Annotated in this window: 22 protein-coding genes; 9 read left to right on the top strand and 13 right to left on the bottom strand. The window is 59.3% G+C overall.

What is annotated here, in order from left to right; all coding sequences use genetic code 11:
• Nucleotides 1-59: 59 nt before the first annotated feature.
• On the top strand, nucleotides 60-881 hold the full coding sequence (cysE, locus tag EE36_RS12955; protein WP_005852922.1) for a serine O-acetyltransferase: 822 nt from the start codon (nucleotides 60-62) through the stop codon (nucleotides 879-881).
• Nucleotides 882-1,018: 137 nt separating this feature from the next.
• Here cysE and EE36_RS12960 read toward each other — a convergent pair whose 3' ends face one another.
• The 5 genes from EE36_RS12960 to pgk form a co-directional block, all read right to left on the bottom strand.
• On the bottom strand, nucleotides 1,019-2,362 hold the full coding sequence (locus EE36_RS12960; RefSeq protein WP_005852936.1) for a pyruvate dehydrogenase complex dihydrolipoamide acetyltransferase: 1,344 nt from the start codon (nucleotides 2,360-2,362) through the stop codon (nucleotides 1,019-1,021).
• Nucleotides 2,363-2,374: 12 nt separating this feature from the next.
• Nucleotides 2,375-3,772 carry a pyruvate dehydrogenase complex E1 component subunit beta gene (locus EE36_RS12965; RefSeq protein ID WP_005852937.1) on the bottom strand — a complete coding sequence of 466 codons (1,398 nt, stop codon included), beginning with the start codon at nucleotides 3,770-3,772 and terminating at the stop codon, nucleotides 2,375-2,377.
• Nucleotides 3,773-3,775: 3 nt separating this feature from the next.
• Complete coding sequence (pdhA, locus tag EE36_RS12970; protein WP_005852939.1) at nucleotides 3,776-4,786, bottom strand: pyruvate dehydrogenase (acetyl-transferring) E1 component subunit alpha; 1,011 nt, start codon at nucleotides 4,784-4,786, stop codon at nucleotides 3,776-3,778.
• A 177-nt stretch (nucleotides 4,787-4,963) separates the two neighbouring features.
• Nucleotides 4,964-5,263 carry a septum formation initiator family protein gene (locus EE36_RS12975; RefSeq protein ID WP_005852941.1) on the bottom strand — a complete coding sequence of 100 codons (300 nt, stop codon included), beginning with the start codon at nucleotides 5,261-5,263 and terminating at the stop codon, nucleotides 4,964-4,966.
• 181 nt (nucleotides 5,264-5,444) lie between these two features.
• Nucleotides 5,445-6,638 (bottom strand): phosphoglycerate kinase, encoded by a 1,194-nt coding sequence (gene pgk / locus EE36_RS12980; protein ID WP_039911909.1) that lies wholly within the window; start codon nucleotides 6,636-6,638, stop codon nucleotides 5,445-5,447.
• Between the two features lie 131 nt (nucleotides 6,639-6,769).
• On the opposite strand from pgk, the gene EE36_RS12985 reads away from it, so the two are divergent.
• Both EE36_RS12985 and EE36_RS12990 read left to right on the top strand, forming a co-directional pair.
• Complete coding sequence (locus EE36_RS12985) at nucleotides 6,770-7,276, top strand: peptidylprolyl isomerase (protein ID WP_005852945.1); 507 nt, start codon at nucleotides 6,770-6,772, stop codon at nucleotides 7,274-7,276.
• Entirely contained in the window at nucleotides 7,269-7,823 is a 555-nt protein-coding gene (locus EE36_RS12990) for a peptidylprolyl isomerase (RefSeq protein WP_005852947.1), read from the top strand. Before EE36_RS12985 ends, EE36_RS12990 begins: the two co-directional genes overlap by 8 nt.
• A 139-nt stretch (nucleotides 7,824-7,962) precedes the next feature.
• Here EE36_RS12990 and EE36_RS12995 read toward each other — a convergent pair whose 3' ends face one another.
• The 4 genes from EE36_RS12995 to EE36_RS13010 all read right to left on the bottom strand — a co-directional run bounded on the left by EE36_RS12995 (nucleotide 7,963) and on the right by EE36_RS13010 (nucleotide 11,238).
• Complete coding sequence (locus EE36_RS12995) at nucleotides 7,963-8,463, bottom strand: polymer-forming cytoskeletal protein (RefSeq protein ID WP_005852949.1); 501 nt, start codon at nucleotides 8,461-8,463, stop codon at nucleotides 7,963-7,965.
• Nucleotides 8,453-9,781, bottom strand: a complete 1,329-nt coding sequence (locus EE36_RS13000; protein WP_005852951.1) for a M23 family metallopeptidase — start codon at nucleotides 9,779-9,781, stop codon at nucleotides 8,453-8,455. The genes EE36_RS12995 and EE36_RS13000 overlap by 11 nt, the downstream gene beginning before the upstream one ends.
• A gap of 189 nt (nucleotides 9,782-9,970) precedes the next feature.
• Nucleotides 9,971-10,780, bottom strand: coding sequence for a ferritin-like domain-containing protein (locus EE36_RS13005; RefSeq protein ID WP_005852952.1), 810 nt, complete (start codon nucleotides 10,778-10,780; stop codon nucleotides 9,971-9,973).
• Nucleotides 10,777-11,238 (bottom strand): peroxiredoxin, encoded by a 462-nt coding sequence (locus tag EE36_RS13010; protein ID WP_005852954.1) that lies wholly within the window; start codon nucleotides 11,236-11,238, stop codon nucleotides 10,777-10,779. Before EE36_RS13010 ends, EE36_RS13005 begins: the two co-directional genes overlap by 4 nt.
• A gap of 99 nt (nucleotides 11,239-11,337) precedes the next feature.
• Between EE36_RS13010 and EE36_RS13015 the strand changes: the two genes are divergently transcribed.
• The 6 genes from EE36_RS13015 to uvrA all read left to right on the top strand — a co-directional run bounded on the left by EE36_RS13015 (nucleotide 11,338) and on the right by uvrA (nucleotide 22,316).
• Complete coding sequence (locus EE36_RS13015; RefSeq protein ID WP_005852956.1) at nucleotides 11,338-14,682, top strand: DUF3971 domain-containing protein; 3,345 nt, start codon at nucleotides 11,338-11,340, stop codon at nucleotides 14,680-14,682.
• Between the two features lie 9 nt (nucleotides 14,683-14,691).
• Nucleotides 14,692-15,756, top strand: coding sequence for a tRNA preQ1(34) S-adenosylmethionine ribosyltransferase-isomerase QueA (queA, locus tag EE36_RS13020; RefSeq protein WP_005852957.1), 1,065 nt, complete (start codon nucleotides 14,692-14,694; stop codon nucleotides 15,754-15,756).
• A 74-nt stretch (nucleotides 15,757-15,830) separates the two neighbouring features.
• Nucleotides 15,831-17,093 carry an MFS transporter gene (locus EE36_RS13025; RefSeq protein ID WP_005852959.1) on the top strand — a complete coding sequence of 421 codons (1,263 nt, stop codon included), beginning with the start codon at nucleotides 15,831-15,833 and terminating at the stop codon, nucleotides 17,091-17,093.
• Nucleotides 17,094-17,174: 81 nt separating this feature from the next.
• On the top strand, nucleotides 17,175-17,741 hold the full coding sequence (locus EE36_RS13030) for a DUF924 family protein (protein ID WP_005852961.1): 567 nt from the start codon (nucleotides 17,175-17,177) through the stop codon (nucleotides 17,739-17,741).
• Nucleotides 17,742-17,848: 107 nt separating this feature from the next.
• A complete protein-coding gene (gene lpdA / locus EE36_RS13035; RefSeq protein WP_005852963.1) occupies nucleotides 17,849-19,243 on the top strand; it encodes a dihydrolipoyl dehydrogenase in 1,395 nt (464 codons plus the stop codon).
• A 190-nt stretch (nucleotides 19,244-19,433) separates the two neighbouring features.
• On the top strand, nucleotides 19,434-22,316 hold the full coding sequence (gene uvrA, locus EE36_RS13040; RefSeq protein ID WP_005852965.1) for an excinuclease ABC subunit UvrA: 2,883 nt from the start codon (nucleotides 19,434-19,436) through the stop codon (nucleotides 22,314-22,316).
• A gap of 88 nt (nucleotides 22,317-22,404) precedes the next feature.
• Here uvrA and EE36_RS13045 read toward each other — a convergent pair whose 3' ends face one another.
• From EE36_RS13045 to EE36_RS13060, 4 genes are all read right to left on the bottom strand, one after another.
• Nucleotides 22,405-22,845, bottom strand: a complete 441-nt coding sequence (locus tag EE36_RS13045; protein WP_005852967.1) for a hypothetical protein — start codon at nucleotides 22,843-22,845, stop codon at nucleotides 22,405-22,407.
• A gap of 98 nt (nucleotides 22,846-22,943) precedes the next feature.
• Nucleotides 22,944-23,819 carry a 3-hydroxyisobutyrate dehydrogenase gene (gene mmsB / locus EE36_RS13050; protein WP_039911914.1) on the bottom strand — a complete coding sequence of 292 codons (876 nt, stop codon included), beginning with the start codon at nucleotides 23,817-23,819 and terminating at the stop codon, nucleotides 22,944-22,946.
• A 2-nt stretch (nucleotides 23,820-23,821) separates the two neighbouring features.
• The gene (locus EE36_RS13055; protein ID WP_005852971.1) at nucleotides 23,822-24,865 is read right to left on the bottom strand and encodes an enoyl-CoA hydratase/isomerase family protein; all 1,044 of its coding nucleotides are present in this window, start codon (nucleotides 24,863-24,865) and stop codon (nucleotides 23,822-23,824) included.
• Nucleotides 24,862-26,004 carry an acyl-CoA dehydrogenase family protein gene (locus EE36_RS13060; RefSeq protein ID WP_005852972.1) on the bottom strand — a complete coding sequence of 381 codons (1,143 nt, stop codon included), beginning with the start codon at nucleotides 26,002-26,004 and terminating at the stop codon, nucleotides 24,862-24,864. The genes EE36_RS13055 and EE36_RS13060 overlap by 4 nt, the downstream gene beginning before the upstream one ends.
• Between the last annotated feature and the right edge of the window lie 50 nt (nucleotides 26,005-26,054).

The following is a 26,054-nucleotide window of genomic DNA, read 5'->3' on the forward strand; positions in this document are numbered from 1 at the left end:
TTTGCGTTTGGCACTTGGGCGGAACCTGCTATATCGTGGGGACAAAGAAGGATGGTCTTATGGCAAATGCACGCACGAATATCGCCACGGTGGATCCGGTTTGGGATCAGATCCAGACGGAAGCACAGAATGCTGTCCGCGATGAGCCGCTGATTGGCGGTTTTGTCCACGCCACAATTCTGCACCATAAATCCATCGAGAAAGCGCTATCCTACCGTATCGCGGCGAAGCTGGCCTCGAATGAAATGTCGATGATGGTGGTCCATGAGATGGTGGAGGAGGCCTTTGCCAGTGATCCCGACCTGATCAAGGCGGCACGGGCCGATCTGGTGGCGATTTACGAGCGTGACCCCGCCTGCCACCGGCTGTTGCAACCGATCCTGTATTTCAAAGGCTATCAGGCCGTGCAGGCCTACCGTGTGGGCCATCACCTGTGGAAACAAGGTAAACGGGATCTGGCCTATTTCGTGCAGATGCGCGTGAGCGAGATTTTTGGCGTCGATATCCACCCTGCCGCGACGATCGGCAAGGGAATCATGATCGACCATGCCCATTCCGTCGTGATTGGCGAAACCGCGGTCGTGGGCGACAACGTGTCGATGCTGCACTCGGTCACTTTGGGCGGGACGGGCAAGGAAGAGCAGGACCGTCACCCGAAGATTGGCAACGGCGTGTTGATCGGCGCGGGGGCGAAAGTGTTGGGCAATATCTCTATCGGGCATTGCTCGCGCATTGCGGCGGGGTCTGTCGTGCTGGAATCCGTGCCGCCCTGCAAGACCGTCGCGGGCATCCCTGCGCGGGTCGTGGGGGAGGCGGGTTGCGATCAGCCGTCGGTCCTGATGGACCACATGCTGGGGCCGCAGGGCGATATTAACATGTAATGCTAAGGGATTGAGGCCGCGCGCCTTCGTCGAGATGTGAAAAGGCCGGACCCGTCATTGGGGCCGGCCTTTTTTTGTGAGGCCGGGGGCTGTCTGCCCCCGGACCCCCGAGGATTTGGATCCATTTAGAAGAGGGGTTACGCCAGCATCATCATGGGGTTTTCGAGATTGTCCTTGATGGCGCTGAGCAGCTGCGCGCCCAAGGCACCGTCGATGACGCGGTGATCGACCGAGAGGGTGACAGACATCACCGTGGCGACGGCGAGCTCCCCATCTTTGCCGACGACGGGTTTCTTGACGCCCGCGCCGACGGCCAAAATCGCGCCATGGGGTGGGTTGATGACCGCATCGAAGTTGTCGATCCCGAACATGCCGAGATTCGAGATGGCGAAGCTGCCGCCCTGATATTCATGCGGCGCAAGCTTGCGGTCGCGTGCACGGGTGGCGAGGTCTTTCATCTCGGCCGAGAGGGTCGAGAGCGATTTCATCTCGGCGTCTTTCAGCACAGGCGTGAACAGGCCGCCCTCGATGGCCACGGCGACGGCCACATCCGAGGGCTTGAGCTTGAGGATGCGATCACCGGCCCAGACGGCATTGGCGTCAGATACGGTTTGCAGCGCCAGCGCACAGGCCTTGATGATGAAGTCATTGACCGACAGCTTCACGTCGCGGGCTTCGAGTTGTTTGTTCAGCTCACCGCGGAACTTCAGAAGCGCGTCGAGCTCGATGTCGCGGCGCAGATAGAAATGCGGGATCGACTGTTTGGCTTCGGTCAGGCGCGCGGCGATGGTCTTGCGCATGCCGTTGAGGGAGATTTCCTCGAACGCGCGGCCTTCGTAGATTTTCATCACGGCGTCGGCGGAAGGGCCGGCGGCAGGGGCCGCTGTGGCTGCCGGTGCGCTGGCGGTTTCTGTGCTTTCGGCCGGTTTGGCTTTGGCGCTACCGGCGGAGGCTGCCTCCACATCTGCTTTGATGATGCGACCATGCGGGCCAGAGCCGGAGAGTTCGGCCAGGTCCACGCCTTTGTCTGCCGCGATGCGACGGGCCAGCGGTGTCACAAATAGCCGTTTGCCGTCACTGCTCTTGGGCGCGGCGGGGGCGGATGTGCTTGTGTCGTTGGCGTCGCTTTCGCCGCGGCCGTAGCCTTTTTCAGGGGCCGCGTCCTGGTCGGGGGCATCTTCCTTGGCGCTGTCCTTGACATCCGGGGCAGGGGCGCTGTCAATGTCTGACGCCTCTTCGCCCTCTTCCAGCAGCACGGCGATGGGGGTGTTCACCTTGACGCCTTCGCTGCCGTCACCGATCAGGATCTTGCCGATGGTGCCTTCGTCGACGGCTTCGAATTCCATCGTCGCCTTGTCGGTTTCGATCTCGCACAGGATATCACCGGAGGAGACGCTATCCCCTTCGGAGACAAGCCATTTCGCCAGCGTACCTTCTTCCATCGTGGGGCTGAGGGCGGGCATGAGGATTTCTATGGGCATGTGGACCGCTCCTTACTTGTAGGTGACTTTTTTGACCGCTGCGATGACCTCGTCCGTGGTGACAAGCGCCAGTTTTTCGAGGTTTGCAGCATAGGGCATGGGCACATCTTTGCCGGTGCAGTTGATCACCGGCGCATCCAGATAGTCAAAGGCTTCCTGCATGATCACGCTTGAAATGTAATTCCCGACGGAGCCTTGCGGCCAGCCCTCTTCGACGGTGACAAGGCGGTTGGTCTTCATCACCGACTTGATGATGCTGGCGGTGTCCATCGGGCGCAGGGTGCGCAGGTCGATGACTTCGGCGTCGATGCCTTCTTCGGCCAGCTTTTCAGCGGCTTCCAGCGCATAGGTCATGCCGATGCCAAAGCTGACGATCGTGACATCTGTGCCCTCGCGCCAGATGCGGGCCTTGCCGAAGGGGACAGTATAGTCGTCGACATCGGGCACATCGAAGGATTTGCCGTACATGATTTCATTTTCAAGGAAAACGACGGGGTTGGGGTCGCGGATCGCGGTTTTCATCAAGCCTTTGGCATCGGAGGCAGAGTAGGGCATCGCCACCTTGAGGCCGGGGATCTGCATATACCACGCGGCGTAATCCTGGCTGTGCTGCGCGCCGACGCGGGCAGCGGCACCGTTTGGTCCGCGGAAGACCATTGGCGCGCCCATCTGACCGCCGGACATATAGAGCGTTTTCGCGGCGGAGTTCAGGATGTGGTCGATCGCCTGCATGGCAAAGTTCCAGGTCATGAATTCGACGATGGGGCGCAGCCCGCCAAAGGCAGCACCCACACCGATACCGGCAAACCCGTGTTCGGTGATCGGCGTGTCAATGATCCGCTTGGCCCCGAATTCGTCCAGCAGGCCTTGGGAAATTTTATAGGCCCCTTCGTATTCGGCGACTTCCTCGCCCATCAGGAACACATCTTCGTCACGGCGCATTTCTTCGGCCATGGCGTCGCGCAGGGCCTCGCGGACGGTCTGCTGTTTCAGCTTGGTGCCTTCGGGCCAGTCGGGGGTGGTGTCGGTTTCCGGTGCCTTCGGGGCCTCGGCGTCGGGCTTGGCAGCGGCGGGCGCTTTGTCGGATTTGGCGTCTTCGCTGTCGTCGGCTTTGGTCTGTTCCGCCGGTGCGGCGCTGGACGCGCTATCGATGTCAGAGGCGTCTTCACCGTCTTCCAGCAGCACGGCAATGGGGGTGTTGACCTTGACGCCTTCGGTGCCGGCGTCGATCAGGATCTTGCCAATGGTGCCTTCGTCGACGGCTTCGAATTCCATCGTGGCCTTGTCGGTTTCAATCTCGGCCATGATGTCACCCGAGGACACGGTGTCACCCTCTTTGACCAGCCATTTGGCAAGCGTGCCTTCTTCCATTGTGGGGCTCAGTGCGGGCATGAGAATTTCGATTGCCATGGTTCAAGCCTCCTGTGGGACTTCGGTTGCGTAGATATCTGTCCAAAGCTCTTCCGCCGCGGGTTCGGGGCTTTCTTTGGCAAACTCCGCGCTTGCGTTAACGATTTCCTTGATCTCTTTGTCGATCGCTTTCAGATCGTCCTCGCTGGCGTGTTTATGTTCCAGAAGGATGTTGCGCACCTGTTCGATGGGGTCGCGTTCGTCGCGCATTTTCTGCACTTCTTCGCGGGTCCGGTATTTGGCCGGGTCCGACATGGAATGCCCGCGATAGCGGTATGTCTTGATTTCCAGAATATAGGGGCCGTCGCCCGAGCGGCAGTGTTTTACCGCGCGTTCGCCCGCGTCCTTGACCGCCAGCACATCCATGCCATCCACCGCTTCGCCGGGGATGCCGAAAGCCTTGCCGCGTTCCCAGATTTCAGCGCTGGAGGTAGAGCGCTGCTGCGAGGTGCCCATGGCATATTGGTTGTTTTCGATGATGAAAATCACCGGCAGTTTCCACAGGGCGGCCATGTTGAACGTCTCGTAGACCTGACCCTGGTTCGCGGCACCATCCCCGAAATAGGTAAAGGTAACGTTGTCATTGCCCTTATACTTGTCCGCAAAGGCGATGCCCGCGCCAAGGGGGACGTTCGCGCCCACGATGCCGTGGCCGCCATAGAATTTCTTTTCCTTAGAGAACATATGCATGGACCCGCCCTTACCGCGGGAATAGCCGCCTTCGCGGCCGGTGAGTTCGGCCATTACCCCGTCGGGGTTCATGCCGCAGGCCAGCATATGCCCGTGGTCGCGGTAGGTGGTGATGCGGCTGTCGCCGTCCTTGGCCGTGGCTTCAAGCCCGACAACCACCGCTTCTTGTCCGATATAAAGGTGGCAAAAACCACCGATCAAACCCATGCCGTAAAGCTGGCCCGCTTTTTCCTCGAACCGCCGGATCAGCAGCATATCGCGGTAATAGGCCTTGAGCTCTTCAGCGCTGGCGTTTGTCTTTTTCGTCGGTTTCTGGGCAGCCATGGGGCAATTCCTCCGTAGTTTGTCCCGCGCACGCGCAAAATAGTTTAGCGTTAAACTATCTCTTATCGGATTCGAGCAATGATGGCGAGAGGCATTTACAGGTCACGCAATACCCTGCTGGCGGGACGTGAATTTTTTATGACGCTGCGGGGGATTATGCCGGATGATGCGCGGGGATCAGCGGATCACGATTTCGTCGGCGCGGATCATCCCCAGCACCTTGCGGGTCTGTTCGTCCAGCAGATCGAGATCAAGATATTCGTCAGACAGACGATGGGTCAGGTTCTCCATCCGCGCCACATCAATCTGCACCTGTGCAAGCTGTACCCGCAGATCCTGCGCTTCGGCCACGATCTCGGCACGGCGGAACAGGCCATAGTTCCCCTGAATCGCCGCGAAGGCGAAATAGAGGCTCAGCGCGAAGGCGATCGCGAAAAACAAGAGAGTGCCAAAAGCGGGTTTGCTGCTGCGGTTCATGTATCTGCCTTTAATCGTCTCTTAGTGGACGTTCCCCCAGTATGACACAGGTGATTCGCGAAGGGAATCCCCCGTCTTGCGATTGGCAAGAAAATGTTCATCTTTTTAGGGGGTTGGGCAAGGATGTCGCATATCTTTCCCGCCAGTCGCATCGCTGTGCCACGACTGGCGGGGGATAAGGTCAGGCGTCCAGCGCGGCAACGCCGGGGAGGGTCTTGCCTTCCATCCATTCAAGGAAGGCACCGCCCGCGGTGGAGATATAGGTGAAATCATCCGCCGCACCCGCCTGGTTCAATGCGGCCACGGTGTCGCCACCGCCCGCCACCGAGATTAGCGCGCCGTCGCGTGTCAGCGCAGCCGCTGCCTTGGCCGCGGCGACTGTCGCGGTGTCGAAGGGGGCGATCTCGAACGCGCCCATGGGGCCGTTCCAGATCAGCGTTTTCAGGCCGTTAAACGCGTCTTTGACCAGTTCAACCGTCTTTGGGCCTGCGTCCAGTACCATCTGGTCCGCCGCCAGTACGGTATCGGCCCCAAGGGCTGCGACCTCATGCGCCGCATGGGCGGCGAATTCCCGCGCGACAAGCCCATCTACGGGCAGCAAGACGCGGCAGCCGGCCTTTTCCGCCTGTGCCAGAATATCCTTGGCGGTGTCGTAAAAATCGGGTTCAGACAGGGACTTGCCCAGATCTGCGCCCTGCGCGCCCAGAAACGTATTGGCCATGCCGCCCCCGATCACCAACAGATCCAGCCGGTTCACGAGGTTTTCCAACAGCTCGATCTTGGTCGATACTTTGGCACCGCCCACCACCGCGCCCACGGGGCGTTTCGGGGTGGCCAGCGCGGCCTCAAGCGCCGAAAGCTCGGCCTGCATCAAACGGCCCGCACAAGAGGGCAAAAGCCGCGCGACCCCTTCGGTCGACGCATGGGCACGGTGCGCGGCAGAGAAGGCATCGTTGCAATAGATGTCGCCCAAACCGGCCAGACGTTTGGCAAAATCGGGGTCGTTCTCGGTCTCGCCCGGATAGAAACGGATGTTTTCAAGCAGCAATACATCGGCGGCGTTGATCTCTTCGGTGCCCGCCTCGGCGGCCTCGAGCGTTTCGGCCAGTACGACTTTGCGGCCTAAGGCATCCTCTAGCGCGGGGAGGACGACACGCAGGCTCAGGTCCTGCACGCGCTTGCCCTTGGGGCGGCCAAAATGCGCCAGCAGCACAGGGGTGCCACCCTGTTCCAGAATGTCGCGCAGGGTGGGGATGATCCGCTGGATGCGGGTGTCGTCCGTTACCTTGCCGTTTTCAACCGGCACGTTGATATCCACGCGCACCAGAACCCGCTTGCCGCGCAGGTCCATGTCATCCAATGCTTTCCAGCCCATCTTGTCCCTCGTGTAAAACCACAATTCCCGTCGTGTTTTGCCGTTATTGCCGTCAGGGTCAATGGACCCGCTTGGCAATTGCGCTTGCACGTCCTAGGTAATTGCCAACGAAATTCTTAAAGGAGACCGGCATGGCCGAGATCAAAGACCCCGAAAACACGATCCTGATGGAACTGAAGGGCGGCACTGTCACCATCCAGCTGTTGCCAGATGTGGCCCCCAAACACGTAGAGCGTATAAAGGAACTGGCCCGCGCCGGTAAATACGACAACGTGGCCTTTCACCGCGTGATCGAAGGGTTCATGGCGCAGACGGGCGACGTGGCCAACGGCAACATGGAAGACAATTTCAACCTGCGCGCCGCGGGGACCGGTGGGTCGGACATGCCGAACCTGCCAGCCGAATTCTCCAAAGTGCCGCACGCTCGTGGCAGCATCGGTGCCGCGCGTTCCGCCAACCCCGATAGCGCGAACAGCCAGTTCTTCATCAACTTCAAAGACAACGACTTCTTGAACGGTCAATACACCGTTTACGGTCAGGTCATCTCGGGGATGGAACATGTCGACGCGATCACCCGTGGCGAGCCGCCGGCGAACCCTGATCGCATGATCAGCGTCAAGGTTGCCGCGGATGCGTAATCTGATTGCAGCAGGCGTTGCCTCTGCCGTGATGGCAGGGGCGGCTTTCGCGGATGGTCTGGCGATCACCGTGGATGGCGAAGCGCAAGGCACCATCAAGATCGATTTGGCCGAAGATGTGGCCCCCGCGCATGTGGCACGGCTGAAAGAGCTGGCCGAAGCAGGGGCATACGATGGCGTGGTGTTTCACCGCGTGATCGACGGGTTCATGGCGCAGACCGGTGACGTTGAATTTGGCAAGGCCGGTGGGGACACAGGCCGCGCGGGCATGGGCGGTTCCGACTTGCCTGACCTGCCTGCCGAATTCTCGGACATCCCCTTTGACCGCGGTGTTGTCGGCATGGCTCGCAGCCAGAGCCCGGATTCCGCGAACTCGCAGTTCTTTATCATGTTTGACCAAGGGAACTTCCTGAACGGGCAATATACCGTTGTGGGCAAAGTGACCGAAGGGTTGGACGTGCTGGACGCGATCAAACGCGGGACCGGTGGCAACGGCGCTGTCACCGGCACGCCCGACCGTATGGTCGAGGTCAAGGTGACCGAATAATCATCGCGTAGGGCAGGGGCGCTTGCGCCTTTGCCCCACCTTGGTCGCGCAGCACTTCGGAGTCTAAGATTTTGATATCACAACGAAAAAGGGCGTCGCAATAGTGCGACGCCCTTTCACATTCATCACCCTTGTCCGATCAGGACGCCGGGTTCGGCTTTTGCGCAGGGGCAGATTTCGCGCCGGGGTTCAGCGGGTCGTCCTGACGCTGAACGGAGCCTTCGAAATGCGCACCGGATTCGATGGCGATGGTTTTGTGGATGATGTCGCCTTCGACGCGGGCGGTCGATGTCAGGCGGACTTTCAAACCGCGCACGCGGCCGACGATGCGGCCATTGATCACAACGTCATCGGCGATCACTTCGCCTTTGATGGTCGCGGTTTCGCCGATGGTCAGCAGATGGGCGCGAATGTCGCCTTCCACTGTGCCTTCAACCTGGATGTCGCCGGTTGTTTTCAGGTTGCCGGTGATGTGCAGATCGGAGGACAGCACGGAGGCAGGTGGTTTTGCCTTGGGCGCGCTGGCCTTGAATTCGCTTTGCTTGGGCGCAGCCGGTGCAGAGGATGACGGTGCAGCGGTGCTGGACGTGTCTGCGTCGGACTTAGGAGCGGGATCATTGATTTTGCTTTTAGAAAACATCGTTTGCAGCCTTGATAAAGATCATTGGATTTACAGCCTTGCCACCGACACGGACTTCGTAATGCAGGTGGACACCAGTAGACCGTCCTGATGTTCCCATATCACCTATCCGCTGTCCGCGCGATACCCTTTGGCCGACTTTTACGCGCAATTTAGACATGTGTGCGTAACGTGTCTCGACCCCGAATTCATGTTGGATTTTAACCAGTCGCCCGTAGCCAGAGCTCCAGCCCGCGTGGGTCACAACCCCTTCGGCGGTGGAGTGGATGGGCGTGCCCATACCGGCGGCGAAATCTGTCCCGCTGTGCATCCGGCGGCCCCCCGTCTTGGGATCGCGGCGGTAGCCGAACGGGCTGCTGAAGCGGAAAGAGGATTTCAGCGGGTTCGCAAAGGGCGCTTTTTGCGCGGCAATGCGGTACATGTTCAGCTTGTCCATCTGGCCAAGCAGACGGTTGGCACGCAGGGTGTCCGGGGAAGGAGCTTCCCCCCGTGTGGAAAAGCTTAACGGCATCAGCGGGCCACCCTGACCGGAATAACCGCGGCGCACGGTGGCCAGCATCCGGTCGGTCGGCATGCCCGCGCTGCGGAACATTTTATCAAGCGGGGCAACAGAAACGGTCATCGCCTCTTCAAGCTGGCGGAAAATCGCGTCGTTCTGTTCGCGCATCAAGGCCAGCTTCTGGTTCAGTTCATCCGCCTGAATCAGCGCGTCTTGCGCATCAATCACCACCTGATCGCGTTCGGCGGCGGTACGCTCAAGCGCCTCTGCCAGCAGGGAAATCGGGGCGGAGGACCCGTTGGCAGCGCGTGTCGCTTTACCTTCGCCGGCGGCGGCCCCTTCCAGTTCGGCGACCTGGGTGCGCGCAGCTTCGCGGTCTTTCATCGTGTCGCGCAGGGTGCTTTGAATGACTTCGATGCCGGTCTCAAGCTCGCGGCGGCGCGTCTCGGATTGCAGCAGCTCGGACTGCATGACCGAAATCTGCTTCAGCGCGGCGTTAAACCGTTCCTGCGCGGCGACGGCCTCTTCCGCGCGTCCATTGCGCTGCGCTGAAAGATCGCTCAACCGGGCCTGATAGGTGCGTTGGTCGCGTTTGGCTTGTTCGCGAAAATTGCCCGACCCAATGCTGTCCATCAGGATCACGGCGGTGGCGACGATCGACCAGGCCACAAACAAAGAGGCCCCGGTGAAGACGAAAAGCTGGGTAACGGGGCGCAGGCGGATAAAGCGTGTGTCGGTATCGGATTTCAGGAAAACGCGGCGTTCGGGAAAAAACCGTTCAAGCGCCGAATGAATTTTGATCGCAAACCTTGTCCGCACGCGTGGTATCCTTGTTCCGTCCCTGTCACAGCACGCAAGGCCCCCACCGCGTGCTGATTGTCACCCGCCGTGCTTAGCCAGTGGGGGTCCGTCGGGCAACCCTTCAGACTTTCCCACCGGCGGTTAATGAAAGTTTAACGACAAATTTGGCAATAAATTGCCGATTCAACGGTTTGGAGGGCGAATATTTTAAACACTCTCGGTCAAGGGCCAGTAAAAATCCGGTGGAATCCCGGCCTCTGCCCGCTTCTCTTCATTGAACGGGGGCTTGAGAACACCGTGGAAATAGGTGCGCACCAGATCGTGGAACGCCTCTTTCGGGTCAAGCTCGTGACGCCCGCACAGGAAGTGGAACCACTTTGACCCATAGGCCACATGCGCGACCTCTTCGGCGTAAATCACCTCAAGCGCGTCGACGGCCTGCGTGGCCTTGGCGCTTTTGAACACCTGAATCATATTGGGCGTCACATCCAGCCCGCGCGCCTCAAGCACCATAGGCACAACGGCGAGACGACCCATGAAATCATCCACCGTATCCTCGGCAGCGCGCCACATACCGGCATGGGCGGGCAAGGCCCCGTAGTGGCTGCCCAAAGCTTCAAGGCAATCGCACATCAGATTGAAATGTTTGGATTCATCGTCGGCGGCGCTGACCCAATCATCGTAAAATCCCATCGGCATTTTAACATCGGTAAAGCGCGCAATAATGTCCCAGTGCAGATCAACCGCGTTCAATTCGATATGGGCCACGGCGTGCAGCAAGGCGATGCGCCCTTCGGGCGATCCGGGCTTGCGGTGGGGGACATCGCGGGGCGACAAGAGTTCTGGCTGGTCGGGGCGGGCGGGGCGCAACGGCGGGTTTGACGTGCCGATTTCCGGTGTCTCGCCTGCGGCGCGGGCAGCCCGCCACTCGGCTGCGTACTTGTGAGAAAGCGCAGTTTTTTCACGGCCATCCGCAGTGCGCAGCACGTTTTCCGCCATTTGGGCCAGCGCGATCATAGCGCGCGCACCGCGTCCAGTACCTCTTCCACGTGACCGGCGACTTTCACCTTGCGCCAGATGCGGGCGATATTGCCGCTCGCATCGATCAGATAGGTGGCGCGTTCGATCCCCATGGATTTTTTGCCGTACATATTCTTTTCGACCCAGACGCCATAGGCTTCGGTCACGGCCCCATCGATATCAGCCAGCAGGGGGACCGTCAGGGCATGTTTGGCCGCAAAACGGTCGTGTTTTGCCATCGTGTCACGGGATACGCCAAAAACCACGGCACCGGCGTCGGCAAATGCTTCAAGATGTTCGGAAAACCCCACGGCCTCCTTGGTGCAGCCCGGCGTGTCGTCACGGGGGTAGAAATACAAAACCACAGCCTTGCCCCGCAGATCGGAGAGCGAAATTTCGCCACCCCCCGTCACAGGAAGCGTAAAGTCTGGTGCAGGTTGGGAAATCTCTGGCATGGGTCACTTTCTTATGTATTGGAAGCCGTTGTCTGCACTGTCATACTAGTCGGGCTTGGCGAAACTTAAACCCCAAGCCGCCCTAAAAACCGGACGCCCATGCCCAACACCAGCGCAGCCCCCCGCAGCCCCAAGCGGAGACGACTTTGGCAAGCCACCAAATGGTCGCTGCTGGTTATTTCGCTGATTGTTGCCACCATCGCGGGGGCTGCCATCTATATGATCCGCAGCCCCATTGTCGTGCCGGAATGGCTCGAGACGCGGATCGAAGAGCGGTTTGCCAAAGATATGCCGCTTGCTCGGATCGGCTTTGGAGAGATGGTGCTGATCGTGGACGAAGGGTGGCGGCCGCGCGTTCGGCTGCGCGACGTGAATATCACCAACCCCCAAGGGGTTAGCTTTGCCGCCTTCCGTGAAGTGCGCGCCAGTTTTTCCATTCAGGGTCTGCTGGCGGGTGATGTGCAGCCGCGCGATATTGCGATGTCCGGGGTGGTGGCCAATCTGCGTCGCGATAAGGATGGCCGCGTCGCGCTGAGCGCAGCAAGCGGGACTGCCCCGGCAGAGCGGCGGGCGGCCACGATGCCGCAGTTGATCGGCCAGCTTGATACGGTGTTCGAGACGAAGGCGCTGTCGCGGCTGCGGTCGATAGAGCTGCGCGCCCTGACCTTGCGCTACACCGATCTGCAGTCCGACAGGATGTGGACTGTCGATGGCGGGCGGCTGTTGCTGGACCGCGAAGGCGATAACCTGCGGATGACGGCCGAGCTCGCCGTTTTGGGCGGGGGGGCGGATGTTGCCACGCTTTCTGCCAACTACAGCAGCAAAATCGGTGATACCGCGTCGCAGTTCGGCGTGAATTTCGATGGCGTGAGCGCGGGTGACATCGCGGTGCAGAACCCAGCGTTTGCTTGGTTGAAAGTCCTGCGCGCGTCTATCTCCGGTTCGGTGCGCAGCAGCCTTGACGAGGACGGTACCTTCGAGCCGCTGAACGCGACGCTGCAGATCGGGGCCGGGGTGGTTCAACCCAATGAACGTGCTACGCCGATCCCCTTTGACGGGGCCCGCAGCTATTTCAGCTATGACCCAGATCAGCGTCTGCTGCGTTTTGACGAGCTTTCGGTCGAAAGCAAATGGGTGTCGGGCCGGATCGAGGGGGCCGCAAGTCTGGGTATCGATGACAGCGGTAAACTGGGCGAGCTGGTCGCACAGGTCCGTCTGCGCGATCTGGTGGCTGACCCTGCCGATATTTATGACGTCCCGGTTTCGATTGAGGGTGCCGACCTAGATGCCAAAATCACGTTCAACCCGTTTCACATGTCCGTCGGCCGTATGGATATCGTTGACGGGGGGACGACGTTGAATCTGTCGGGGGATTTGCGGGCGGGGCCGCAGGGGTGGCAAGTTGCACTGGATGCTGGGTTGAACGCGTTGAAACCAGCGCGCCTGCTTGAGCTTTGGCCAGAAAACGTCAAACCAAAAACCCGCAAGTGGGTGGACGAAAATATCTACGCCGGCGCGTTGAGCGATGTTGACCTTGCCTTTCGCTTGAAGCCAGGCGAGGCACCGCAAGCATACCTCGACTTTGATTTTCAGGGTGCCGAGGTTCGATTTTTGCGCACCATGCCGAATATCACCGACGGCAGCGGTCATGCGAGCCTTTCGCGCAATCGCTTTGTTGTCAGCGTGGATACCGGGGTGATCACACCGCCCGACGAGACGCCTGTGTCGGTGAACGGGTCTTCGTTCATCATGCCGGATGCCACGGTCAAGGACGGCCCTCCCGGCATCGTTCGGTTGCGCGCCGATGCGGACATCACCTCGATCCTGGCGCTGTTGAACCGGCCCCCGTTGCAGGCGATGGACAAGGCCAACCTGCCGGTTGACGTCGCCAATGCACGGGCCCAGTTGGCGGGCACTTTGTCCTTTCCGATGAAAAAAGGCTCTGACCCGAAGCTGACCATCTTCGACATCAACGGAACGCTGGCGGAATTCCAAAGCGACCGCCTGGTCAAAGATCGCGCGCTGCGCGCCGACCAGCTGACATTGAACGCGTCCAACAGCGGCCTGACGATCAAGGGCGAGGGCGCGCTGGACGGCGTTCCCTTTGACGGCGAATGGTCCCAACCCTTCGGGAAGCCGGGCGCTGCGAGCAGTGTCAGGGCAGATATTGCGCTGAACGCCAAAACGCTCGAGACTTTCAAGATCGCGCTGCCCCCTGATACGATCGCAGGTGAAGGGCGGGCGTGGTTCGCGATGGATCTGGTTAAAGGCCAGCCCCCAGATTTTTCTGTCACATCGGATCTGCGGGGTTTGAGCATCACCGTTCCACAGATCGGCTGGACCAAAGCGCGATCCCAGACGGGCACGTTGGAGATATCGGGGCGGCTTGGGCCGGTTCCAGACGTCGATACCTTGAAGATCAGCGCCGCGGGGCTGTCGGCGCAGGGAAATGTCACATTGCACCCAAGTGGTGCGTTGGACAGATTGCATTTTCACCGATTGCAGGTCGGGAACTGGCTGGATGTGCCTGTGGATCTGATTGGGCAGGGGGCAGGCCGCCCGGTGCAGGTGGTGGTGAAAGGCGGCCGTCTTGATTTGCGCAGGGCGGAGCTCGGAAAAAGCAAGCCCAGCAGGGTCGCGAGCCCGCCGATGTTGTTGTCGCTGGATCGATTGCAAGTCACGGATAAAATTGCCCTGACAGTAATGCAGGGCGAATTTAACGTCGCGCGTGGCCTGGATGGACGGTTCACGGCAGCCTTGAACGGGGGTGCGCCGGTTTCGGGTCGCGTCGTACCCAAGGATGGCCGTAGCGCGGTGCAATTGACGGCAACCGATGCTGGTGGCGTTTTGAGGTCTGCCAACATTGCACAACAAGTCCACGGCGGCGCGCTTTCGTTGACCCTGGTACCCGCCGGATCGGGCGGTGCTTTCGACGGTCATGCAGAGATTAAAGACGTTCGTATCAAGGACGCCCCGACGATTGCAGCGCTGGTGAACGCGGTTTCCGTGGTCGGGCTGATCAACGAGTTGAACGGGGACGGGATATATTTTGACACGGTCGAAGCTGATTTTCGCCTGTCTTCCAATCGCGTCAACCTGACCCAAGCCAGTGCGACGGGGGCGTCGCTTGGGATTTCTATGGATGGTGTCTTTGCTACTGACACCGGCCAGATGGCGCTGCAGGGTGTGATCTCTCCTGTATATATGTTGAACGGAATAGCCAGTTTTCTGACCCGCAAGGGCGAGGGTCTTTTGGGTTTCAACTACTCTATCGGCGGGACGGTGCAGAGCCCGTCTGTCTCGGTGAACCCGCTGTCGGGGTTTGTACCCGGTGCGATGCGGGATATTTTTCGCAGCGCCCCTCGCACGACGCCCGCTCAGGATGGGGGGGCTGCCACCCCCGCGCCGCAAAAACCTGTTGCTCAACGCTTTGAGGGGCGCTAACGGGCGCGTATGAAACTCAGTGACTTCGATTTTGAACTGCCCGAGCGTTTGATCGCGACGCGCCCTGCCGTCCCTCGTACGTCGGCCAAGATGCTGGTTGCGCAGGGGGATCATATGACTGACACGACCGTCGCCAATATGAGCGATTGGTTGCGTCCCGGGGATCGGCTGGTGCTGAATGACACAAGGGTCATTCCGGCGCGGTTGTCGGGGCTTCGCCACCGGGAGAGCGCACAGGGTCCGGTGCAGGCGCGTATCGAAGTAACCTTGCTGGAGCCACGGGGCGATGCGGATTGGACTGCGCTGATCAAGCCTTTGAAAAAGCTCAAGATTGACGAGACTGTCGTCTTCAGCGCCGATCTTTCTGCCCGTTTGGTTGGCGTCGAGGATGGGCAGGGTCGACTGCGCTTCAACTGCAGCGGCGACGATTTTGACGCCGCGCTGAATGATGCCGGTGCGATGCCATTGCCGCCCTATATTGCGGGCAAACGTCCGGCAGACGCGCAGGACATGACGGATTATCAAACCGTTTTCGCCAAGAATGCAGGCGCGGTGGCCGCGCCTACGGCGTCGCTCCACTTTGATCAGCCGCTTCTGGATCAGCTCGCGGCGATAGGCGTGTGCTTTAGCCACGTCACCTTGCATGTGGGCGCGGGGACGTTTCTTCCCGTGAAGGTCGATGACATTGCTGACCATAAAATGCACAGCGAGTGGGGGCAGGTGAGCGCGCAGGCAGCTGCCGAAATCTCCGCCACCAAAGCTGCTGGCGGGCGGGTCATACCCGTTGGGACCACTGCCTTGCGGCTGGTCGAGACCGCTGCGCGGTCCGGGAATATCCAACCCTGGGAAGGGGATACCGATATTTTCATTACCCCTGGTTTTGAATTCAATGTCGCAGACGCGTTGATGACGAATTTCCATCTTCCGAAGTCGACCCTTATGATGCTGGTTTCGGCATTGATGGGGCAGAAAACTATACAAAAGATTTACAATCACGCGATTGAATCGAATTATCGGTTTTTCTCCTATGGCGATGCGTCGCTGCTCTTTCCAAAGACGCAAATAAACGCCTGAATGTCGTTCGGGGGGGTGACACCTCTTGGGATCGCCGTCAGGGAGGGGGCTGATCGCGTTAAAGGATTCGTAAGATGTTTCAGGTACTGAGCAGCGCATGGGCGCTTTTGTTGGGCATGTGTTTGCTGATGGTGGGCAACGGCATGCAAGGCACGCTCTTGGGGATTCGCGGCGGGATCGAGGCATTTTCGACCTTCGAAATGTCGATCGTGATGTCGGCATATTTCGTGGGCTTTTTGGGCGGCTCGCGTATGGCACCGGGTATGATCCGGCGCGTCGGTCACGTGCGGGTCTTTGCGGCGCTGGCGTCGATGATCTCGGCTGTTATGATCCTGTATCCGACCTTCCCGAACGTCGCTGTCTGGTCGGTGGGCCGCGTGTTGATCGGCTTTTGTTTTTCCGCGGTTTACGTGACAGCGGAAAGCTGGCTCAACAACGCTGCGACGAACGAAAACCGGGGGCAGGCGCTGTCCTTGTATATGATCGTGCAAACCTTTGGCATCGTAATTGCGCAAGCGCTTTTGCTTACCGCGGACCCTTCAGGCTTTGTCCTGTTCGTTATTCCGTCGGTATTGGTCAGTGTGGCGGTGACGCCAATTTTGCTGTCGATCAGCCCGACGCCCGCGTTTGACACCACCAAACCGATGAGCTTGCGCGAACTGGCCGGCTTCTCGCCCTTGGGGTGTGTCGGCATGTTCCTGTTGGGCGGGGTCTTTTCGGCGCAGTTCGGCATGGCATCTGTCTACGGTGCCGAAGCCGGGCTGACCGTGGCGCAGATTTCGATCTTCGTTGCGACGTTTTTCGTAGGCTCGGTGGTTCTGCAATACCCGATCGGCTGGGTTTCGGACCGGATGGACCGCCGTCTTTTGATCGTTATCACCTCCATCATCGGGGGGATCGGGTCTGTCATCGGCATGCTGCTGGGGCATAACTTTAGCGTGTTGCTGCTGACCGCTTTTGTCGTGGGCGGCATGTCTAACCCGCTGTATTCGCTTCTTATTGCGCACACGAACGACTTCCTTGAGCCCGAGGATATGGCCGCGGCCTCCGGCGGGATGATCTTTATTAACGGGTTGGGTGCTATTCTGGGGCCGGTGATCACCGGCTGGATGATGGGCACCGCGCTTGGGCCGGGCGGATTCTACCTTTTCACGGCGGTTCTGTTCTTTGCTTTGGCGGTCTATGCGTCTTACCGCGCGACGGTACGTCCGGCCATTCCTGCGGATGAAACGGGTAACTACATCCCGATTTACCCCGCTGCGACGACCGTTGCGGTCGAATTGGCACAGGAATATGCGATCGAGAGCGAACAAACCGCCGAAGCGGAGCCGACCTAGACGTTTTGCTAATTCGTTACATCTTGTGTCTAATGAAATTAGAAAAGTTTGATCTTTTCTGTGGTCAAAGGAGGCAAGGCTATGAAAACACCTGAGGACGTACGTCGGTTCTGGCTGGAGGAAACTGGGCCTGCGGGATGGTATGCGGTGGATGATGAGCTCGATGCCGCGATCCGGTCACAGTTTCTGGGCACTTGGTCGCTCATCGGGACCCATCGGTTGGACCATTGGCTGACCGATGCGAAAGGCACTTTGGCCTATCTCATTCTAGCGGATCAGTTTCCGCGCAATATGTTTCGCGGGCAGGGGAAGGCGTTTTCGACCGATCTGCGGGCCTTGCGGGCGGCTCAAACCGCTGTGCGCAACGAATGGGATAGGCTCATTGCGCCGCCTGAACGGCAATTTTTTTACCTTCCGTTCATGCATTCAGAAAGTCTGACCGATCAGGATCACTGCGTGCGGCTGGTCTGTGACCGTATGCCCGAGGCCGAGGAGACGCTTCGGCATGCGCGCGCGCATCGAAAGGTGATCCGGCAATTTGGCAGATTTCCGTATCGCAACAACGCCTTGGGTCGGCGAAGCACCGCCGCTGAAACCGCATATCTTGACGATGGGGGGTATGGCTATACCCTGCGGACACTCACGTAAGTGCGGGTCAGGCAGTTTGATCCTGGATCGGAATTCTCCGAGTTGCTGACGCTCGTGAGATAGTTTACCACTAAACTAAATTTCAATACGTGCTGCGAGGTTGCATAATGGCTGCGAAATCCTTTGATCTGATCGTGATTGGTGCAGGGCCGGGGGGCTATGTTGCGGCCATCCGGGGGGCGCAACTGGGGCTTTCGGTCGCCATTGTAGAGCGTGAGCATCTAGGCGGCATTTGTCTTAACTGGGGCTGTATCCCGACCAAAGCGCTTTTGCGGTCGTCGGAAGTGTTCCACCTGATGCAGCGCGCAAGCGAGTTTGGCCTGAAGGCAGAGAACATCGGCTATGATCTGGAGGCAGTTGTCAAACGGTCGCGCAAGGTTGCGGGGCAGCTGTCCGGCGGTATCGGGCATTTGATGAAAAAGAACAAAGTCTCGGTCTTCATGGGCGCGGCGACGTTAGCGGGCAAAGGTAAAGTGTCGGTTAAGTCGAAAGACGGGGAAGAGACGCTGACCGCCAAGAATATCGTGCTGGCGACCGGTGCGCGGGCACGCAACCTGCCTGGGCTGGAAGCAGACGGAAAACGCGTGTGGATGTACAAGGATGCCTTGCAGCCGCCCCATATGCCGAAAAAGCTGCTAGTGATCGGGTCTGGCGCGATCGGTATCGAATTCGCAAGCTTTTACAATACCTTGGGCGCAGACACGACTGTTGTCGAGGTGATGGATCGTATCCTTCCCGTCGAGGATGAAGAGATCAGCAAATTCGCGAAAAAGCAGTTCGAAAAACAGGGCATGAAGATCATGCAGAAGGCCGTTGTTAAACAACTGGACCGCGCTGATGACAAGGTGACTGCCCATATCGAAACGGGCGGCAAGGTGACCAAGCATGACTTTGACACGGTGATCTCCGCCGTGGGTATCGTTGGCAATGTCGAGGATCTTGGGCTGGAGGATCTGGGCGTGAAAATTGATCGGACCCATGTCGTGACCGATGAATATTGCCGGACCGGCGTCGAGGGGCTGTATGCCATCGGTGACATCGCCGGTGCCCCTTGGTTGGCGCATAAAGCCTCGCACGAGGGGGTGATGGTCGCCGAACTGATCGCGGGTCAACACGCGCACCCGGTCAAACCGGAGTCCATCGCCGGCTGCACCTATTGTCACCCGCAGGTCGCGTCCGTCGGGTATACGGAAGCCAAGGCGAAAGAGCTTGGCTTTGACGTTAAGGTGGGTCGCTTCCCCTTCATCGGGAATGGCAAGGCGATTGCCCTTGGCGAGCCCGAGGGGATGATCAAAACCGTCTTTGACGCTAAAACAGGCGAATTGCTTGGCGCGCATATGGTGGGTGCCGAGGTGACCGAGCTGATCCAGGGCTATGTCGTGGGGCGTCAGCTTGAGACCACCGAAGAAGACCTGATGAACACCGTCTTCCCGCACCCGACCTTGTCAGAAATGATGCATGAATCCGTGCTGGATGCTTACGGACGCGTTATCCATATGTAGCGCTTTGCCCGCGCATAGCGGGGTCCTGATCTTTGCAACGCCCGGTGACATATTCAATGTTGCCGGGCGTTTGCCGTCGTAATGGCAGCCCAAAATGCGCCGCGATAATGTCGTTCCCCTTGTGTTCTTATTTTTTCGTTGGAGAATCCGTAGCACGCACCTATGTACTAAGCGTTAACGGGGGTCCGATATGGCTGAGCTAAAGAACATCGAAGTGCGCGGCGCGCGCGAACACAATCTAAAGAACATCGACGTGGATATTCCGCGCGACAAGCTGGTTGTGATCACCGGGCTTTCCGGGTCGGGTAAATCGAGCCTCGCGTTCGATACGATCTATGCCGAAGGGCAACGGCGCTATGTGGAATCGCTCAGCGCCTATGCGCGGCAATTCCTTGATATGATGCAGAAACCCGATGTGGATCACATCAGCGGCCTGTCGCCAGCGATTTCGATTGAACAGAAGACCACGTCGAAAAACCCCCGCTCTACCGTGGGGACGGTCACCGAGATTTATGACTATATGCGCTTGCTTTTTGCGCGCGTCGGCACGCCCTATTCCCCCGCGACCGGCAAGCCGATCGAGGCGCAGCAGGTGCAGGATATGGTTGATCGCGTGATGACCATGCCCGAAGGCACGCGCGCCTACCTGTTGGCCCCGATCATTCGTGACCGGAAGGGCGAGTACCGCAAAGAGTTTCTTGAGCTGCGCAAGCAGGGCTTTCAGCGGGTAAAAGTGAACGGCGAATTTTACGAATTGGACGAGCCGCCCACGCTGGACAAGAAATTCCGCCATGACATCGACGTGGTTGTCGACCGTATCGTGGTCCGCGAGGGGATAGAGACGCGCTTGGCGGATTCCCTGCGCACTGCGCTTGATCTGGCCGATGGAATCGCCGTGCTGGAAACCGCCCCGACCGAGGGCGAGCCCGAGCGTCATACCTTCAGCGAAAAATTCGCCTGTCCTGTCAGCGGCTTCACGATCCCCGAGATCGAGCCGCGTCTGTTTTCATTCAACGCTCCTTTCGGTGCCTGTCCGTCCTGTGATGGTCTGGGCAAGGAGTTGTTTTTTGATGAACGCCTTGTGGTGCCCGACCAGAACCTCAAGGTCTATGACGGTGCGCTGGCCCCGTGGCGCAAGGGTAAGTCCCCGTATTTCAAGCAAACGATCGAAGCCATCGCAAAACACTATCAATTTAGTGAAAATACGCGGTGGAAAGACCTGCCCGAGAAGGTGCAGCAAGTGTTCCTGCATGGCTCCGGCAAGGAAGAGATCAAGTTCCGCTATGACGAAGGCGGCCGTGTGTACGAGGTCAGCCGCGTTTTCGAAGGGGTGATCCCCAATATGGAGCGCCGCTACCGCGAGACGGATAGCAACTGGATCCGCGAAGAATTCGAACGCTACCAGAACAACCGCCCCTGTGGCACCTGCAACGGCTACCGCCTGCGGCCCGAAGCGCTTGCCGTCAAGATCGGCCCGTCGGATGGCGATAGCGATACGCTGCTGCATGCGGGACAAGTCGTTGAAATGTCGATCCGCGAAGCTTTTGACTGGTGCACCAAAGTGCCCGATTACCTGACCGTTCAGAAGAACGAAATCGCACGCGCAATCCTCAAGGAAATTCGCGAACGTCTGGGATTCCTGAACAATGTCGGGTTGGAGTATCTGACGCTGGCACGCTCTAGCGGGACGCTTAGCGGGGGGGAAAGCCAACGTATTCGGCTTGCGTCGCAGATCGGGTCAGGGCTGACAGGGGTGCTTTACGTGCTTGACGAACCGTCCATCGGCTTGCACCAGCGCGATAATGACCGCTTGCTCCAGACCCTGAAAAACCTGCGGGATCAGGGCAATACGGTCATCGTCGTTGAACACGACGAAGAAGCGATCCGCGAGGCGGATTATGTGTTTGATATCGGGCCGGGGGCCGGTGTGCACGGCGGGCAGGTGGTCAGCCACGGGACATCGCAAGAGGTCGCGAATGATCCGAATTCGCTGACAGGGCAATACCTTACCGGCAAACGCGAGATCGCGGTGCCCGCCAAACGGCGCAAGGGCAACAAAAAGAAAATCCGCGTGGTCAAGGCGACGGGGAACAACCTGCAGAATGTCACGGTCGATTATCCATTGGGCAAATTCGTCTGCGTGACGGGTGTGTCAGGCGGCGGGAAGTCTACCTTGACGATCGAGACCTTGTTCAAGACCGCGTCGATGAACCTGAACGGGGCGCGCCAGACGCCCGCGCCCTGCGAGACCATCAAGGGATTGGAGCATCTGGACAAGGTGATCGACATTGACCAGCGCGCCATCGGGCGCACGCCGCGGTCGAACCCGGCGACCTATACCGGTGCCTTCACCCCGATCCGCGACTGGTTCGCCGGTCTGCCCGAAGCCAAGGCGCGCGGGTACAAGCCCGGACGTTTCAGCTTTAACGTCAAGGGCGGCCGCTGCGAGGCCTGTCAGGGCGACGGTGTGATCAAGATCGAGATGCACTTCCTGCCGGATGTCTATGTCGAATGTGAAACCTGCAAAGGCCAGCGCTATAACCGCGAAACGCTTGAGGTGAAGTTCAAGGGCAAATCCATCGCTGACGTGCTGGATATGACTGTCGAGGACGCGCAGAGCTTCTTTCAGGCGGTCCCCAGCATCCGCGAAAAAATGGATGCGCTGATGCGTGTGGGCCTGGGCTACATCAAGGTGGGTCAGCAGGCGACGACGCTGTCTGGCGGGGAGGCGCAGCGCGTCAAACTGTCGAAAGAGCTCAGCAAACGCTCTACGGGCCGGACGTTGTATATCCTGGATGAACCGACCACGGGTTTGCACTTTGAAGACGTGCGCAAACTGCTAGAGGTGCTGCACGAGCTGGTGGATCAGGGCAATACTGTGGTCGTCATTGAACACAACCTCGATGTCATCAAGACCGCGGACCATATCATCGACATTGGACCAGAAGGCGGCGATGGCGGCGGGCAGGTGGTCGCGACCGGTACGCCTGAACAGGTTGCAGAGGTCGAGGGGAGTTATACCGGCCACTACCTCAAACCAATGCTCGCCCCGCGTAAGGTTGCTGCCGAATAGCATTGCCGCCACTGCGGTAGACACAAAAATGCCCCGTCCTAATCAGGCGGGGCATTTTTCAAGAAATCTTAGGGTTTCGCGGCGCAGTTTAGTTTAGGAGGCGCGATGCCAGACCGATCAGCGCCAGCACATCATTGGTTTGCGGGTCCACGGCATAGACATAGCCGTCGTCCTGAACGTAGCGGTTGTAGCGGGTCAGCCCATGCCGGTGGGGCTGTTCGATCACGACGTAGCGCGTCAGCTTGTCGCCTTTGGCGTGGTGGTGCTTGTCATGCCCTTTGGCAAGATGACGCCCGTTGTCGCTGTGCTGCTTCTCGTGTTTCTTGATCGCCTTTTTGTATTCTTTAACAGCTTTCTTGTGCTGCTTTTGATGCTTTTTGTCATCGTGCTTATCATGCTTGGCCAAGATCACCTGTGGTGCCGCGACATCGTAATGCCCCGACGCGCCATAGGAGGCAGAGGCCGCCTGTACGGCCGGGCTGAAGGCCAGCACGGCGAAGGCGCTTGCGGCGAGGGTAAGGGTTTTCATGCTCGTTCTCCGTTACAGTGTCGATACAGTAACAAACGAACGGCGCGCGGGTTTCCGTCGCTGGGAGGAGACGGCGGGAACCCGCTTGCTTTTCCGTGTCAGCCGTTACGGCCGCGGGTTTCGAAACGGGGCAGCATGGCAGAGAAATCCTTGCCGTTTCCGTCTTCGTTCTCGACGAATTGCGCATAGAGCGCGCGGGCCAGCTCTCCCATCGGGGTGTCTGCATCTGCCATCTCTGCTGCCTGCTGCGACAGCCCAAGATCCTTGAGCATCAGCTCCGCCGCGAAGCCCGGCGTATAGCCATTGTCTGCGGGCGAGGTGGGGCCAACACCGGGGGCAGGGCAATAGGCGTTCATCGACCAGCTATAGCCGGACGAGGTGCTGACCACGTCGAACATCTTCTGCCGGTCCAGCCCCAGTTTATCGGCCAGCGCAAAGGCCTCGCAGGTGGCGATCATGGTGACGCCGAGGATCATGTTGTTGCAAATCTTCGCCGCTTGCCCCGCACCGGCATCGCCGCAATGCACCGCCTTTTGCCCCATGATGTCGAACAGGGGCTTGGCCTTGGCAAAGGCCTGCGTCGACCCGCCGGCCATAAAGGTCAGCGTGCCGCCAGATGCCCCGCCGATACCGCCAGACACGGGGGCGTCAACGGCCATTATGCCTGCATCTTCAGCGGCTTGCGCGGTGTTCTTCGCGCTTTCCACATCCACGGTGGAACAATCGATGAACAGCGTGCCTTGCGCCATATGAGGGATCGCCTGCGCCGCCACTTGCCGCAGGATCGACCCGTTGGGCAGCATTGTGATCACCGCGTCCATGCCCGCCACGGCGGCTTCAAGGCTGTCTGCAACGCGCACGCCCTCTGCCGTGGTGCCCGCCACGTCAAAGCCCGTCACCTCGTGGCCCGCTTTGGCGAGGTTGGTCGCCATAGGCGCGCCCATGTTGCCCAGTCCGATAAATCCGATCTTCATGCTCATGTGGTTCTCTCCAGTGTCAGGGCGTCCCCGGCCAGCGGACGCAGCATCTTGGCTGTCGCGGCAAGGGGGACGTTCATATCGGCATATTGCCAGTTGGGGCTGCGGTCCTTGTCGATGATCGCCGCGCGGATCCCTTCAAGGAAGTCGCCATACTCCATCGCGCGGAAGGTAAAGCGGTATTCCATATCCAACGCCTTCTCGATGCTCAGCGAGGGGCCGCGCAGACGGTGGATGATCTCGACCGTGCAGGCCATCGCCAACGGGCTGCTGCGCTGCATCTTCTTGAGCGTGTCTGCGGCAAATTCGCTGTCGGATGCGCGCAGGGCGTTGAGGATATCCGCCAGCGTTTCGCCGCCAAAGAAGCTGTCGATCTCGGCCGCCTGCGCCTCTAGTGCAGAGGCGGGCGGCGTGGTGCTTGCGGTTTCCAGAATGGCCACATCGCCTGAATTCTCAAGCGCGGCTATCACGTCGGGCCAGTTTAACTCTGCGATGTAAGTGTCTGCGAAACCGGCGTAAATCGCATCTTCACCCTTCATACGTGACGCGGTTGTGCCCAGATATTCGCCCACCCGTCCGGGGGCCAGCGCCAGCATCAGGCTGCCGCCCACATCGGGCACCAGACCGATCCCACATTCCGGCATCGCGATCTGGCTGCTTTCCCCCACTACGCGGTGCGAGCCGTGACAGCCGATGCCTACGCCGCCGCCCATGGTGAACCCCTGCAAGAAGGAGACGACGGGCTTGGTATAGGCGAAGATCTTGGCGTTCAGCCGGTATTCATCCGCCCAGAACTTGCGCCCGTAGGCGTAGTTTCCTTTGGTGCCCGTGGCGTAAAGTTCGGCGATGTCACCACCCGAGCAAAAGGCACGATCCCCTTCGGCGTCAAGGATGATCAGATCGACGTTCGGGTCATGCTGCCAAGCGTCAAAGGCGTCTTCGATGGCCAGACACATGTCATAGGTCATGGCGTTCAGCGCTTGGGGGCGGGTGAGGGTGATCCGTCCCGCGCGCCCTGAAATACGGATGGAGATATCGGTCATCGGTTCTTCAGCATATCCCGCGCCACGATGACGCGCATGATTTCATTGGTGCCTTCAAGGATCTGGTGGACGCGCAGGTCACGCACCAGCTTTTCGATGCCGTAATCCGCCAGATAGCCATAGCCGCCGTGCAGTTGCAGACATTGATCGACGACCTTGCTGCCTGCCTCTGTCACGAACTTCTTGGCCATGGCGCAGAACTTGGTGGCATCCGGCGCGCCCGTGTCCAGCTTCCACGCGGCTTGGCGCAGGAAAACGCGGGCGGCTTGCAGTTCGATCTCCATCTCGGCAAGGCGGAATTGCAGACCCTGAAATTGGTCGATGGGTTTGCCGAATGCTTTACGCTCGCCCATATAGGTGAGCGTGGCGTTCAGCGCAGTCTGTGCAGCACCCAAGGAACATGCGGCGATGTTCAAACGGCCGCCATCCAGCCCCATCATCGCATATTTGAAACCTTTTCCCTCTTCACCCACCAGATTTCCAGCGGGAATGTTGCAATCGTCAAACTGCACTTGGGACGTGGGTTGGCTGCGCCAGCCCATTTTATCCTCTAGCCCGCCAAAGGAAAGCCCTGCCGTCCCGTCTTCGACATAGACGGTGGAAACGCCCGCGGCCCCATCGTCTGAGGTGCGCACCATCGCGACATAGGCGTCGGAATAGCCGCCGCCCGAGATGAACGCTTTGGTGCCGTTCAGGGTATAGCCTTCGTTCGTGCGGGTGCATTTCGTCTTGAGCGCCGCCGCGTCAGAGCCCGATCCGGGTTCCGTCAGGCAATAGCTGAGCACCGTGTTCATGCTCAGGATGTCGGGCATGATCCGCGACTTGAGCTCGTCACTGGCAAAGCTGTCCAGCATCTTGGCGCACATGTTATGGATCGACAGAAAGGCCGCAACTGACGGGCAAGCCATGCTGAGCGCTTCGAACACCAGCGTCGCATCAAGCCGCGTCAGGCCAGATCCGCCCGCATCCTCGGACACGTAAAGCCCGCCAAAGCCCAGCTCTGCAATCTTGGGCCAAAGGTCTTTGGGGATTGTTTCGTCTTTCTCCCACTTCTGGGCGAAAGGGGCGATATGTTCCTGGCCAAAGCCATAGGCCATGTCGAAAATCGCGGTTTGCTCTTCTGAAAGTGCGAAATCCATAAACGGTGATCCCTCCCAAGACCGGTCGAATTGAACGTGTGTTTAATTGT

This window comes from Sulfitobacter sp. EE-36 (assembly GCF_000152605.1).
GTDB classification, from domain to species: domain Bacteria; phylum Pseudomonadota; class Alphaproteobacteria; order Rhodobacterales; family Rhodobacteraceae; genus Sulfitobacter; species Sulfitobacter pontiacus.

What these genes read in the sequence shown, in the direction of transcription:
- EE36_RS13045 (WP_005852967.1), bottom strand. Translation starts at nt 22,845, where the DNA reads ATGAAAACCCTTACCCTCGCCGCAAGCGCCTTCGCCGTGCTGGCCTTC.
- pdhA (WP_005852939.1), bottom strand. Translation starts at nt 4,786, where the DNA reads ATGGCTGCCCAGAAACCGACGAAAAAGACAAACGCCAGCGCTGAAGAG.
- EE36_RS13055 (WP_005852971.1), bottom strand. Translation starts at nt 24,865, where the DNA reads ATGACCGATATCTCCATCCGTATTTCAGGGCGCGCGGGACGGATCACC.
- EE36_RS13060 (WP_005852972.1), bottom strand. Translation starts at nt 26,004, where the DNA reads ATGGATTTCGCACTTTCAGAAGAGCAAACCGCGATTTTCGACATGGCC.
- EE36_RS12965 (WP_005852937.1), bottom strand. Translation starts at nt 3,772, where the DNA reads ATGGCAATCGAAATTCTCATGCCCGCACTGAGCCCCACAATGGAAGAA.
- EE36_RS12990 (WP_005852947.1), top strand. Translation starts at nt 7,269, where the DNA reads ATGCGTAATCTGATTGCAGCAGGCGTTGCCTCTGCCGTGATGGCAGGG.
- EE36_RS13025 (WP_005852959.1), top strand. Translation starts at nt 15,831, where the DNA reads ATGTTTCAGGTACTGAGCAGCGCATGGGCGCTTTTGTTGGGCATGTGT.
- uvrA (WP_005852965.1), top strand. Translation starts at nt 19,434, where the DNA reads ATGGCTGAGCTAAAGAACATCGAAGTGCGCGGCGCGCGCGAACACAAT.
- EE36_RS13030 (WP_005852961.1), top strand. Translation starts at nt 17,175, where the DNA reads ATGAAAACACCTGAGGACGTACGTCGGTTCTGGCTGGAGGAAACTGGG.
- EE36_RS12995 (WP_005852949.1), bottom strand. Translation starts at nt 8,463, where the DNA reads ATGTTTTCTAAAAGCAAAATCAATGATCCCGCTCCTAAGTCCGACGCA.
- mmsB (WP_039911914.1), bottom strand. Translation starts at nt 23,819, where the DNA reads ATGAAGATCGGATTTATCGGACTGGGCAACATGGGCGCGCCTATGGCG.
- lpdA (WP_005852963.1), top strand. Translation starts at nt 17,849, where the DNA reads ATGGCTGCGAAATCCTTTGATCTGATCGTGATTGGTGCAGGGCCGGGG.
- pgk (WP_039911909.1), bottom strand. Translation starts at nt 6,638, where the DNA reads ATGGGCTGGAAAGCATTGGATGACATGGACCTGCGCGGCAAGCGGGTT.
- EE36_RS12960 (WP_005852936.1), bottom strand. Translation starts at nt 2,362, where the DNA reads ATGCCCATAGAAATCCTCATGCCCGCCCTCAGCCCCACGATGGAAGAA.
- EE36_RS12975 (WP_005852941.1), bottom strand. Translation starts at nt 5,263, where the DNA reads ATGAACCGCAGCAGCAAACCCGCTTTTGGCACTCTCTTGTTTTTCGCG.
- EE36_RS13010 (WP_005852954.1), bottom strand. Translation starts at nt 11,238, where the DNA reads ATGCCAGAGATTTCCCAACCTGCACCAGACTTTACGCTTCCTGTGACG.
- queA (WP_005852957.1), top strand. Translation starts at nt 14,692, where the DNA reads ATGAAACTCAGTGACTTCGATTTTGAACTGCCCGAGCGTTTGATCGCG.
- cysE (WP_005852922.1), top strand. Translation starts at nt 60, where the DNA reads ATGGCAAATGCACGCACGAATATCGCCACGGTGGATCCGGTTTGGGAT.
- EE36_RS13015 (WP_005852956.1), top strand. Translation starts at nt 11,338, where the DNA reads ATGCCCAACACCAGCGCAGCCCCCCGCAGCCCCAAGCGGAGACGACTT.
- EE36_RS13005 (WP_005852952.1), bottom strand. Translation starts at nt 10,780, where the DNA reads ATGATCGCGCTGGCCCAAATGGCGGAAAACGTGCTGCGCACTGCGGAT.
- EE36_RS12985 (WP_005852945.1), top strand. Translation starts at nt 6,770, where the DNA reads ATGGCCGAGATCAAAGACCCCGAAAACACGATCCTGATGGAACTGAAG.